The organism is Agarivorans sp. 2_MG-2023 (genome assembly GCF_030548085.1).
Lineage (GTDB): Bacteria > Pseudomonadota > Gammaproteobacteria > Enterobacterales > Celerinatantimonadaceae > Agarivorans.
In genome coordinates this window covers 62,741-74,736 of the sequence record NZ_JAUORQ010000008.1, presented here as the reverse complement: position 1 = coordinate 74,736, position 11,996 = coordinate 62,741, and the positions used below count along the sequence as shown (strand labels likewise).

Sequence of the window (11,996 nt, the reverse complement as noted above, 5' to 3'; positions counted from 1 at the left end):
CCTTTGCTTAAGCAAAACGGGCAATTGAGAAACAATTGCCGCTTAAGACATTACACTTTTACGCCGCGTGCTTTAAGTAAAGCAGTTTTAAAATCATCCTCACAATCTTTAGCGATGCCAGGAATCATGTCTTCTTTACCAATGGTTAGCATTTTTAATTGGTAAATCAGCACGTCGTCGGTAAGTTCACTCATTGGTTTGTCAAAACCAGCTTGGTCGGCGATTTGAGTGATAATTTCCACTAAGTTTAACTCCGGTTGCTGTTTCCAAACCGGCGTGAGTAAATCGATTAATTCTTCAATACGATGTAACTGCATACTCATTATACTTCTCCACGGGCGGCCACTACAGCTTGGTTTCTGCCTAGCTGCTTGGCTCTATATAGGGCCTTGTCGGCCTTGTCTACGATCTCTTTGGTACTTTGCTGGGCTACCGGAATTAAGCACGACACACCAATACTCACGGTAACATAGCTGGCTGCGGCCGAATATTCGTGGCGTAGCTGCGCCTCGGCCAATAGTGTTCTTACTCTTGCGGCAACTTGCAATGCGCCTTTGGTATCGGTGTTGGGCAATACCATTACAAATTCTTCGCCACCATAACGTGCCACTATGTCATCTTCGCGCTGTAACGCTTCGGTGAACAAGTTCGCCACCATCGTTAAGCATTGGTCGCCAGCAACGTGCCCGTAATGATCGTTATAAGGCTTAAAGAAATCAACATCGATCAGCAATAAACTCAAAGAAGTATTGGCTCGGCTACTTAAACGCCAGTGCAGCGATAAGGTTTGCTCAAACACCGCACGATTATACAAACCGGTTAGCGAATCGCGCTCACTTTGGCGGCGCATAATAGCGTGGCTGTCTTCCAGCTCTAAGGCCTTAACGCGGTTAAGCGCCCCTTCGGAAAAGTTGTCTTTAACTAAGGTTTCAGCGCGGCGCAATACAATGTTGAGCTGCGCCCAGCACACCAGCAGCACTAAAAAGGCCACCAGTTCAGTTTTTTCGCCGCCAACCACACTCACTAGCAAGGCCAATAAAATGGGGATGCTAAAACCATTAAAGCTACGAATACTAAGTAAATTTGGCACTACCACTAAAGATAACAGGGCGCCCACCAGCACCACCAATAATAGCCGTTCCGCACCTGCCAACTCGGGCATGAACAATAAAATGCCCACTCCCCACAATACTCCGCTACTGGTAGCAAGGCTAAAGTAGCGGGTTAACTGGGAAGACGGTTGTGCATCAGAGGAAAAGTCTGTTTGATAACGGGCAAAAAAGTAAAATGCCGCCGACAGTACCAGCATAAATACTAACCACAACATATGAGAATTTGACTGATAATGTGGCGTAAACAAGCCCCACCAAATCAGGCTATACACTGCGGTCATTATTGCCACCAGCCGCCCATTATTGAGCAAATAGCGGGCGTTTTCAGTGTTTACTTGTAGCTGCACATTGCGCAAAAACAGAACCCTTACAAGGAGTGGCGAATAATTTGTGTGCATTGTAGCAATAACTAGAACAACGAGAACAGAAAAACCCTCGCTCGCACCTGCTTAAAACACGCCGCGAGATCACAAAACCTTGATGGTAATTTCAGTTAGTAATGACTTTAAGGCCTGGCTTGCTGGTTGTTCCGTAAATGTCTTTTTTATCAGAAAAAATAGCGCAAGCCTCACAACAAACAACTAAAAGGGAATAGCCCTCAAAAACTCAGTCTCGCATGTTTAGTTCTACAAGTTAAAAGCAGCGAATTTAGGGTAGTTCCTTACATGTGGGCATTGTTAAATCTCCACAAGGCGACTTAATCAGCCAGCCGTTGCCTGCCAAAAAATGTTGTAGATAAGCACATTCACCACAAATCCATCAAACTTAGCTAAAATAAATCGCAGGCTTGATAACAATATTGATCTGATTGCTTGCGTCCTTTTTCCCAGAAAGGGTAAAGTGCTACCCGCAAGTATATTGGTCAATAATCTTGCAACTCGGTCAACTAGGTAAAGCATCTAAGGAACAAGGTCAATGCTGGACAATATTAATCCAACTACTACACAGGCTTGGAAAGCGTTACAAGCACATTTCGAAACACAAAAAGAGGTTCAACTTAGCGAGCTATTCGCCGCTGACTCAGACCGCTTCAACCGTTTCTCTGTATCGTTTAACGAGCAAATCTTGCTAGATTACTCGAAAAACTTCATCACCGAAGACACCATGCAACAATTGTTTGCCCTAGCGAAAGAAACCAAGCTAGACAGCGCAATTAAAGCCATGTTCTCGGGTGAGAAAATCAACCAAACTGAAGGTCGCGCCGTATTGCACACCGCACTACGTAACCGCAGTAATACCCCAGTAATGGTAGACGGCGAAGACGTAATGCCAGGTGTAAACGCAGTGCTAGAGAAAATGAAAGGCTTCTGCGCAAAAATTCACTCTGGCGAGTGGAAAGGTTACACCGGTAAATCAATTACCAGCATTGTAAACATTGGTATTGGTGGTTCAGATCTTGGCCCAGTAATGATTACTGAAGCGCTAGGTGCTTACAAACTTGAGCACATTACTACGCACTTTGTATCAAACGTAGACGGCACTCACATTGCTGAAACACTTAAGCAAGTAGACCCAGAAACCACATTGTTCTTGGTTGCGTCTAAAACCTTTACTACTCAAGAAACCATGACTAACGCCCACAGCGCGCGTGATTGGTTCTTAGCTGCCGCTAGCGACGAAGCTCATGTAGCTAAGCACTTCGCAGCCCTATCTACCAACGGTAAAGCAGTAGCAGAGTTCGGTATTGATACCGACAACATGTTTGAGTTTTGGGATTGGGTAGGCGGTCGTTACTCTTCTTGGTCGGCGATTGGCCTTTCAGTAGCGCTAACCGTGGGTTTTGATAACTTCATTGAGTTGTTAGATGGCGCACACGCCATGGACAAGCACTTTGCAGAAACCGAATTAGAGCAAAACTTGCCAGTTATCTTGGCCTTGCTAGGTATTTGGTACAACAACTTCTACGGTGCAGAAAGCGTATCTATTCTACCTTACGACCAATACATGCACCGTTTTGCTGCTTACTTCCAGCAAGGCGACATGGAGTCTAACGGTAAAAATGTAGACCGCAACGGCAACCCAGTAGATTACCAAACGGGCCCAATTATTTGGGGCGAACCAGGTACCAACGGCCAGCACGCGTTCTACCAGCTAATTCACCAAGGTACCAAACTCATTCCTTGTGACTTTATTGCACCAGCGCAAACCTATAACCCGTTGTCTGATCACCACTCGAAGCTAATGTCTAACTTCTTCGCCCAAACTGAAGCCTTAGCTTTTGGTAAGTCGCGCGAAACCGTAGAAGCAGAGCTAGTAGCAGCCGGTAAATCAGCCGCCGAAGTAGCAGAACTAGCACCGTTTAAAGTATTCACCGGTAACAAACCAACCAACTCAATCTTGGTTAAGAAAATTACCCCGTACTCTTTAGGTGCCATGGTAGCGATGTACGAACACAAAATCTTCGTACAAGGCGTAATCTGGAACATCTTTAGTTTCGACCAATGGGGCGTAGAATTAGGTAAGCAGCTAGCTAACCAAATTTTACCAGAGCTAAAAGACGGCGAAGCAGTAGATAGCCACGATAGCTCAACCAATGGTTTGATTAACGCCTTTAAAGCCTGGAAATAAACCTCCGCTTTATATAACGCGTTAAATGCAAAGAGCTGGCCTAGGCCAGCTTTTTTTGTTTAAGCAATAAAAGGTTAAATTGTTATTTAATACTTTTATCAACTAAGAAATAACTATTACTGAATTCTTCCTTCGCTCTGATAGAACTAAAACACCACAACAAAATATAAATAGAATTAAGGTAGATGGCTCAGCAACAGGAGTGGTGTCTAAAACAATACTTTCTATTCTTGTCAATATATCGAAGTTACTCAAACTTGTTCTTACCGTAAATGAATCAATTCCTTGCCAATCATCTCCGTCAAAAAACACATAACCTGAAATACTGCCAACTGAAAGTAAACCGCCTTTTGAAGACTCAAAAGTGAGGCCTGCAAAAGCCCTATGAGGTAATCTTAGATACACAAGATTAAAAAGGCTTCCTTCTGAAGAAATAGACAACAAATTATCTGTTTCATACCACGCTAAATCATTCATTTTTACGGAGTGAAATCCGTTAGTCGCGGTAGTCGTAAAACCATCTTCAAAATATGAACCACTGCTAGAGTCATAAAAATCATCAGAATAATCAAGTCGAATTGTTCCCGCATATGCCTTGAAAAAAAATAATGATAAAAACATAACCTGTAACACTTTTTTCACGTTCAACTTTCCTTGTTTTTCCGCAAAGGGAAATCATTAAATAATGGTTTACAAGCTAAATCACATCACTGTAACTTATAAGTAACCAATAAACACAGTTAAAACCTTCTGTTAATTTATTATAATATAAGCATTAATAGAATCTATCTATTTATCTATAACACTAAAATTAATTAAGCTGTTTTTTAGAATATTTTTGAATTTAATCATCTAATCCGATTTTAATTTATATTACTGACCTATCGCTTCTCGCACCGTTTCCCCGGCTTGTATCTCGCGAATCACCTTAGCCGGATTTCCACCCACCAATACGCCTGCGGGTACATCTTTAGTTACTACCGCGCCAGCAGCCACAACGGATCCATTGCCAACCGTTACGCCCGCAAGAATAACGGTGTGGCCACCGATCCACACATCATCACCAATGGTAATAGGCGCGGGGTAATCGATGACCTCTCGCTCGCCTTGTTGATTCATGTAAGTTTTGCGTAGTTCGGGATCTAAGGCGTGATTAATCGAGAATAAACTAACATTGGGCGCAATCATCACCCGATCACCAATAGTAATTTTGCCAGAATTAACCAAAGTGAAATTGGTATTAATGAATACGTCGTCGCCAATAAATACCGTATCGCCATAATCCACGGTAAGTGGTGGGCATACCTCAATATTGCTGCCCACTTTTGCAAATAACTCACGCACCAAGGTTTCGCGCAGTTCGGCTTCTTCGGGTGCTGTTAAATTAAACTTGTGGGTAATTAGCCTGGTAGCTAAACGGCGCTCGCCCAAGTCTTTATCCCAGCGATTAAAACTAAGGCCGGCCATCATTCGCTCAAATTGGCTTTGCATTGTTGCTCCCATTATTCATTTGGCTATTTAGCCACTGTGCTAGCAAAGCAGAGGCTTGTCTATTAGCTGGCTAACATTAACCACTATTCACAAATGGCCGAATAAACAACGTAAGCAGCAAGCTGCTAAATTAGCGAACTTGTTACGCTTTGTGCTAAGTTGCCAAGCAGAAATAACAGCCAACGAGTGCTTGATAGAAATGCGCCAACAACGGCAAGGACAAGGTTTTTTACTGACCGCCAATAGTTACGATCGCCAAGGCCGCGCTTGCATTCAATTGTGGCTGGCCAGCGACAATGGGCCAATCCGCCTAGAGGTAAATGATCAACAGCCGGTATTTTTTGTATTAAGCGAAGAGCTTCCACAAGTACAAGACGTGCTAGGGAGTGCACTGGCCAAACATCAGCAGCTTGAGTTAAACACTTTTCAGCATCAAGCCATCAGCGCCTGTTACTTTGCCAGCATAGACGAACACTACAACGCAGCCCAACAACTAAGACAGGCCGGTTTACACTGTTTTGAAAGCGACATAAAACTGCATGAGCGCTTTCTTACCGAGCGTTTCTGTTATGGCAGCATGGCCTTTGCCGGCGAGCAAAGCACTAATCCGCAATACCCGGCAGTGCAACAGGCCAAAATCAAAACCGCCCAATATACGCCTACGCTGTCGGTATTATCGCTAGACATAGAATGCAGCGAAAAAGGCCAGCTATATTCCATTGGTTTATACAGCGTTAACTACCAACGGGTTTTGATGATCGGCCCCGAGCAAGCCGCCGATACGCCCATCACATGGTTAGCCAACGAATATGCTCTGCTAAAGCAGCTAGAACTTGAGTTTCAAAGCATTGACCCGGACATCATAATTGGTTGGAATGTCATCAATTTTGATTTTAGATTGCTGGTTAAACGTGCTGCCTTACATGGCTTAAAACTGGCGATTGGCCGTGAGCAAGGGGCAGCCCGCTGGCGCGAGCGCAGCGATAATGAGCATACTGGGTTTATTAGTATTCCAGGGCGAGTGGTGGTGGACGGCATCGATTCGCTAAAGTCGGCTACCTACCAATTTGATAGTTTTAGCCTAGAAAATGTTGCCCAGCAGCTATTAAATCGCGGCAAACTGGTGGATGAAGTGCACGACCGTATGGCCGAAATTAACCACAACTTCGCCCATAACAAACCGCAACTAGCGGCTTACAACCTCGAAGACTGCAAACTGGTATTAGATATTTTTAAACACACCCAGATTTTGGAATATTTGTGTTTGCGTAGCCAGCTCACCGGCTTGATGTTAGACAGAAGCGGTGGCTCGGTGGCCGCCTTTACCAATGTATATTTACCTAAACTGCACCGCGCCGGGTATGTAGCGCCTAATTTAACCCGCGACTTTGTAGCCGATAGCCCCGGCGGCTATGTAATGAACTCTAAACCGGGTTTGTACAAAAATGTGTTGGTATTGGATTTTAAGAGCCTGTATCCCTCTATCATTCGTACTTTTAAAATTGACCCATTAGGGCTTATTGAAGGCCTAGCTAAGCCAGACACTGCCATTGAGGGCTTTAGAGGCGGCGTATTTAGTCGCGACAAGCATTTCTTGCCAGAGATAATTAATCAGCTGTGGTTACAGCGCGATCAAGCTAAAGCCGATAAAGACAGCGCGCGCTCGCAAGCGATTAAAATTTTAATGAACAGTTTTTATGGGGTACTGGGATCGACCGGTTGCCGTTTTCACGATCCGCGCTTAGCCAGCTCAATTACCATGCGCGGCCACCAGCTGATGCAAGAAACCGCTGATTGGATCATCAAGCAAGGTCATGAGGTGATTTACGGCGATACCGATTCTACCTTTGTGTGGCTAAACCAAGAGGTGAATCCAGAGCAAGCCAAACAAATTGGCCAACAACTGGCGGAGGGCATAAATCAATATTGGCAGCAAAAATTGGCCAATGAGATGCAACTAGACAGCCATTTGGAGATTGAGTTTGAAACCCATTTTTCGCGATTCTTAATGCCCACCATTCGTGGCTCAGAAACCGGTAGCAAGAAACGCTACGCCGGTTTAACAGCACAAAACCAAATGGTAATTAAAGGCCTAGAAACAGTGCGTTCTGATTGGACCGAAATGGCTAAGATATTTCAAACCGGCCTGTTAGAGCGTTTGTTTGCAGACCAAGATCCGCGACAGTTTGTATTAGATACTGTGGAACAGCTAATGGCGGGAGATTTCGATCAGCAGCTCATTTACCGAAAACGACTACGCCGCAAGCTAGCCGAATACGTAAAAAATGTACCGCCTCAAGTACGAGCAGCCCGCCTAGCCGATGAACATAACAAAGCCTTAGGCAAAGCACTGCAATATCAAAACAAGGGTAGCATTGCTTATTGGATGACCATAAATGGCCCCGAACCCATTACTAACCGTATCAACCAAATTGATTATCAGCACTACTTAGATAAACAATTGCAGCCAATTGCCGATGGAATTTTGCCTTTTATTAACTTAGATTTTGAGCAAATCACCAGCGCTCAATTAGGCTTGTTTTAAATCGCTTGTTTTTACTCGTGCGATATTGCCTGCATTGACTTCCATGGTGCAACTTACCATCAGCAATAAGGTAACCGATGCTAGTATCGTTCTCAGCAGCATGGTCCTTTGATAGAGCGCTTTATTTAGTTTCTGAGTATTCACAGTAATATTGTTCCGTTTGCTTATCACTTAACTATTCACTGCGATAACAGTGAGCAAATATTCGTTCTCATTCACATCAGTAGTGCCGCTCACTTCGATGAACCTAACTACCTTGCTAGTTCCATAGTTAAGTGGCGTCAGCTAACCCAGCAATGCGCTGAATTCAGGCCGATATTATGAAATGAACAAGTAACAAAAACTGACTAATTACGAATACAACAAGAATTTGTTATCTCAACATAAAAATCCAACCTGAGTCACTTTTATCAAACAAATATCCGTAAGCTATTAAAAAAGTGAAACTTTCCGTTAATACTGCTCTCAAATCATTTGATAGCAAATAAACAAACATTCACAAGGACGGAGGCAAAGAGGAACAGAAAATGGCGTTTTTATCGATTGGTGTGCGGGTTTTATTATTGGTGTTGATGTTGGGTAGCGTGTTTAGCTATTCACACGCTTCCCACCCATCTTGGGCTAAGCATTGCCCAGCCCTTATTACAGATAAAGCTGCTTAGCAGACATCCTCAATACGTTTTTCTATTTGCGGGTTAGCCACAAATATCATTACCGAGCGCGCCGCGACTTTAACCGAACCGGTTTCTAGCATAGGTGCTGTTTTAAAGTCATACACATCTTCTGGCGATTTTGCTGAAGTATTTACCAGCATAAACCAATGCCCTTCAATGCTTGGAACTTCAAACTCTAGCTCTTCCCAGTAGGAGTTAAACACCATATACATGCGATCTTTGCTATATGGGTCTAACATGGTCATGGCAACAGAGTGACTATTCTCAGACCAATCTGGTTGACCTTGTTTTACTCCATGCCATTCAATATTGGCATCGTGAATCACATCTGACAGGCTTAAGTGAATTTTCTCTTCCAGCACATCGTCGTAACGGCGCAGCTTAATCAGCTCTCGCACAAAACGCAGTAGCTCTGGATTTTTGTCCACTAGGGTCCAATCAAACCATGAGGTTTCGTTATCTTGGCAATAGGCATTGTTATTACCACCTTGAGTACGCTTAACTTCGTCGCCCATGGTAATCATTGGTGTACCTAGCGACAGCAGCAAGGTAACAAAGAAGTTCTTCATTTGCTGTTCACGCAAGTCATTCACTTTAGGGTTTAAGGTTGGCCCTTCTACACCGTAGTTATAACTAATGTTGTGGTTATCACCGTCACGATTGTTTTCGCCATTTTCAAGATTGTGTTTGTCGTTGTAGCTGACTAAATCATTGAGGGTGAAACCATCGTGAGCGGTCACCAAGTTAACCGAGCGCTGTGGCGAGTGGTTATCTTTGTAGTAAATGTCTGGGCTGCCTAATAAACGCGAAGCAAATTTACCCACTACGCCGGAGTCACTGCGGAAGAACGAACGTACATCGTCGCGGAATTTACCATTCCACTCATTCCAACGGTCGCCAACAAACTCACCGACTTGATACAGACCTGCGGCATCCCACGCTTCGGCAATAATTTTTGTGCCGGCAAGTGAAGGATCTGAATCGATTGACCATAGCAATGGCGGCTCTTTCATTACATGACCTTTGGAGTCACGCGCCAGTACCGAGGCTAAATCGAAACGGAAGCCGTCTACATGCATTTCGTTAACCCAAAAACGCAGTGCGTCTCGAATCATCCGGCGCATTACCGAGTGGTTAGCATTACAAGTATTGCCGCAGCCAGAATAGTTGCTATACCAACGTTTCTCATTCTCTAGCATGTAGTAGGTGTCGTTTTGCAAACCCTTCATGCTTAAGGTAGGTCCGTCGTGGCCACCTTCTGCGGTGTGGTTAAATACCACATCCAAAATCACCTCAATGCCGGCTTTATGTAGCTCACGCACCATAGTTCTAAATTCGTTAAAGGCGCCACAAACACTTTTGTCTGAGCTGTAAGCGTTATGCGGCGAGAAGAAGTTAATTGGGCTGTAGCCCCAATAGTTGTTCTTGCCTAGGGGTGCATCTTGTAAATCGAACTGCTGCACTGGCATCAGTTCAATGGCGGTAACTCCAAGCTCTTTAAGATAAGGGATTTTTTCAATTACCCCGGCATAAGTACCCCGTTTATGCTCTGGCACCCCCGAAGATGGATGCTTAGTAAAACCCGCTACGTGCAATTCATAAATCACCGTATCTTGCAGCGAGCGCTTAATTGGATGCGTACCTTGCCAGTCAAAGCCACGCGAATCTACCACTGCGCCTTTAATACACTGGTTGGTATTAACGTGACCATGGCGTGCAGCCACTTGGCGTAGGTAGTTATCGGGGAAATGAGTAATTTTAGCGTAGGGGTCGAGCAGGACTTTACTTGGGTCAAAACGCAAACCGCGCTCTGGCTCCCAAGGGCCGTCTATTTGATAGCCGTATAAGGTGCCAACTTCTAGATCTTCGACAAAGATATGCCAATAGTGATCTGTACGATTTAAGTTTGCATCTAAAGAGATTTCGGCAAAAGGTTTACGAGAGTTCACTTCTTTAAATAAAAAAAGCCTTACTCCCGTAGCACTTTTAGAGAAAATACTAAAATTTACGCCCTTACCTTGGTAAGTCGCGCCGAGTGGAAATGACACACCCGCTTGAGTTTTTAAGGTCATATACTGTGCTGTCTTATTTTATGCTGAATAACTGAGATGGAGAACCTATTCGTTGGCTCTTTGAATATAGTCTATCAGTATCAGACGATTACACAGTAAATATATTAAGGCTTAATGACTAAAGTTTGGCCGAAATTGAGTGCGAACGTCCGCTAGCTTGTCGCTTTCTGCGGCAATGTTGCGACCCCATTTGATCTAGCTCACTCAACTCATCAGGCAGCATTAAAGAAAGCAATTGCTCAAGTTTATCTTGATCGGCAACGACATTAGCAATGGTTTGGCTGGTTTTGGTTCTGAACATGGTTTACCCCTTAAATTTGATACCTATTAAGGGGTATGCAGCTACAGTGCCAAGGCAATATTAAAGTTTTAAAAACCTTATTATTCAGACAGTTGCTGTCTAGCCTTGATCGGGTTTGCGTACATTGCGTACAACTGAGATCGGACCTCTGCACTAACATCGCGAGACTTCGCCTCAAAATAGCGCTTAGCGTTAGCTAATTCGTTAGCAGGAATACCTTCAGGAATCGCATCTCCCAGGGCTATCCAGTTGGTAGGCATCAGTTGGTAGTTACCAATAATCGCTTTATCTAAGGCTTCGGCCACTTCTTTAGCTGACTCATATTCACCACTTAGCGGCTCGGCAAAGTGCACATGTACCTGGCCTTTTTGACCCACAATGCCTCGCGAAATACTGTAAATGTCTTCATGCTCTTGTTTTTGATATTCGCCATGTTCATTTTGCTCTACCAATTCATTGGCTTTGGCTAAGTCGCAAGGATCAAACTCATAGGAAATAGACACAGGCACAATGTTTAACTGGCTAATGTATTCAGCAAAGCTTTGCTCTTTAGGTTTATTCAGCGCCAACATTGAAATAAGTGCCGAGTTGGTAATATCTAAACCGTCTTTAGCGCGGCCTTCACGCTGAGCAATCCAAATGTGGTCACCGGTTTCATTCAAAGTATGTTGAATGTATGCAGACAACTCTTTTAGGTTTGCCAACTTCTCTCGTTTAGCACTGGCCGAACGTTTAACAATAAAACTCCGGTTTAAACGCATCATATCCGCCACCCAAGGTTTGGTTAGCAGATTGTCTCCAATCGCAATTTGCACGGTGTCTTGGCCGTTGTTATGCAAAATGTAGTTTACAAAGGCGGGATCTAAAGCAATGTCTCGGTGGTTAGAAATAAACAAATGCGGTTTGCTTAAATCGAGATGGTCTAAACCGCTAGAGCTTAATTGCGAGGTAGTTGTTTTCACCATGTGAGCCATGTAACGCTCTACCATTACCTGGAAGTCGTAAACTTTGGTCACATTTCTTACTTTAAACTTAAGCACTTGGCGCAAGGCAAATGAAGTTAGCGCTAAAAAGGCTCCACGGGCGCGTGGAAAGCGAAACTTAATCAGTGTAGAGGTAAATTCAGGGTCATTAATTAGACGTTTAAGTGTGCTTTTTACTTCAGAATCTTGGTAAGGGCGAATACTGTCAAACTGAGACATAACTTCTCTCGCAATTTAGGAAGGCGCAATT

10 protein-coding genes are annotated in these 11,996 nt (G+C 44.0%); 3 read left to right on the top strand and 7 right to left on the bottom strand.

Annotation, left to right across the window (positions count from 1 at the left end; all coding sequences use genetic code 11):
• Positions 1 to 50: 50 nt before the first annotated feature.
• Positions 51 to 323 carry a YihD family protein gene (locus Q4549_RS13340; protein WP_368411619.1) on the bottom strand — a complete coding sequence of 91 codons (273 nt, stop codon included), beginning with the start codon at positions 321 to 323 and terminating at the stop codon, positions 51 to 53.
• Positions 323 to 1,459, bottom strand: coding sequence for a GGDEF domain-containing protein (locus tag Q4549_RS13335; RefSeq protein WP_235836215.1), 1,137 nt, complete (start codon positions 1,457 to 1,459; stop codon positions 323 to 325). Before Q4549_RS13335 ends, Q4549_RS13340 begins: the two co-directional genes overlap by 1 nt.
• A 568-nt stretch (positions 1,460 to 2,027) precedes the next feature.
• Here Q4549_RS13335 and pgi point away from each other — a divergent pair.
• The gene (gene pgi / locus Q4549_RS13330; RefSeq protein WP_303552686.1) at positions 2,028 to 3,680 is read left to right on the top strand and encodes a glucose-6-phosphate isomerase; all 1,653 of its coding nucleotides are present in this window, start codon (positions 2,028 to 2,030) and stop codon (positions 3,678 to 3,680) included.
• A gap of 102 nt (positions 3,681 to 3,782) precedes the next feature.
• Here the strand turns inward: pgi and Q4549_RS13325 are convergent, their stop codons facing one another.
• Together Q4549_RS13325 and Q4549_RS13320 are read right to left on the bottom strand one after the other, a co-directional pair.
• Positions 3,783 to 4,322 carry a hypothetical protein gene (locus tag Q4549_RS13325; protein ID WP_303552687.1) on the bottom strand — a complete coding sequence of 180 codons (540 nt, stop codon included), beginning with the start codon at positions 4,320 to 4,322 and terminating at the stop codon, positions 3,783 to 3,785.
• A 231-nt stretch (positions 4,323 to 4,553) separates the two neighbouring features.
• Positions 4,554 to 5,171: a sugar O-acetyltransferase gene (locus tag Q4549_RS13320; RefSeq protein WP_303552688.1), complete on the bottom strand. Its 618-nt coding sequence runs from the start codon at positions 5,169 to 5,171 to the stop codon at positions 4,554 to 4,556.
• 199 nt (positions 5,172 to 5,370) lie between these two features.
• On the opposite strand from Q4549_RS13320, the gene Q4549_RS13315 reads away from it, so the two are divergent.
• Positions 5,371 to 7,716: a DNA polymerase II gene (locus Q4549_RS13315; protein WP_303552738.1), complete on the top strand. Its 2,346-nt coding sequence runs from the start codon at positions 5,371 to 5,373 to the stop codon at positions 7,714 to 7,716.
• Between the two features lie 527 nt (positions 7,717 to 8,243).
• Positions 8,244 to 8,378 (top strand): hypothetical protein, encoded by a 135-nt coding sequence (locus tag Q4549_RS13310; RefSeq protein WP_255437875.1) that lies wholly within the window; start codon positions 8,244 to 8,246, stop codon positions 8,376 to 8,378.
• On the opposite strand, the gene glgX is transcribed toward Q4549_RS13310, so the two are convergent.
• From glgX to Q4549_RS13295, 3 genes are all read right to left on the bottom strand, one after another.
• Positions 8,375 to 10,462 carry a glycogen debranching protein GlgX gene (gene glgX, locus Q4549_RS13305; RefSeq protein WP_303552689.1) on the bottom strand — a complete coding sequence of 696 codons (2,088 nt, stop codon included), beginning with the start codon at positions 10,460 to 10,462 and terminating at the stop codon, positions 8,375 to 8,377. The two genes, Q4549_RS13310 and glgX, sit on opposite strands and share 4 nt — an antisense overlap.
• Positions 10,463 to 10,580: 118 nt before the next feature.
• Positions 10,581 to 10,763: a hypothetical protein gene (locus tag Q4549_RS13300; RefSeq protein WP_303513183.1), complete on the bottom strand. Its 183-nt coding sequence runs from the start codon at positions 10,761 to 10,763 to the stop codon at positions 10,581 to 10,583.
• An 80-nt stretch (positions 10,764 to 10,843) separates the two neighbouring features.
• On the bottom strand, positions 10,844 to 11,965 hold the full coding sequence (locus Q4549_RS13295) for a 1-acyl-sn-glycerol-3-phosphate acyltransferase (RefSeq protein WP_303513180.1): 1,122 nt from the start codon (positions 11,963 to 11,965) through the stop codon (positions 10,844 to 10,846).
• Between the last annotated feature and the right edge of the window lie 31 nt (positions 11,966 to 11,996).

Coding starts and splice junctions, on each gene's coding strand:
- Q4549_RS13340 (WP_368411619.1), bottom strand. CDS start 323: ATGAGTATGCAGTTACATCGTATTGAAGAATTAATCGATTTACTCACG.
- pgi (WP_303552686.1), top strand. CDS start 2,028: ATGCTGGACAATATTAATCCAACTACTACACAGGCTTGGAAAGCGTTA.
- Q4549_RS13320 (WP_303552688.1), bottom strand. CDS start 5,171: ATGCAAAGCCAATTTGAGCGAATGATGGCCGGCCTTAGTTTTAATCGC.
- Q4549_RS13315 (WP_303552738.1), top strand. CDS start 5,371: ATGCGCCAACAACGGCAAGGACAAGGTTTTTTACTGACCGCCAATAGT.
- Q4549_RS13310 (WP_255437875.1), top strand. CDS start 8,244: ATGGCGTTTTTATCGATTGGTGTGCGGGTTTTATTATTGGTGTTGATG.
- glgX (WP_303552689.1), bottom strand. CDS start 10,462: ATGACCTTAAAAACTCAAGCGGGTGTGTCATTTCCACTCGGCGCGACT.
- Q4549_RS13300 (WP_303513183.1), bottom strand. CDS start 10,763: ATGTTCAGAACCAAAACCAGCCAAACCATTGCTAATGTCGTTGCCGAT.
- Q4549_RS13295 (WP_303513180.1), bottom strand. CDS start 11,965: ATGTCTCAGTTTGACAGTATTCGCCCTTACCAAGATTCTGAAGTAAAA.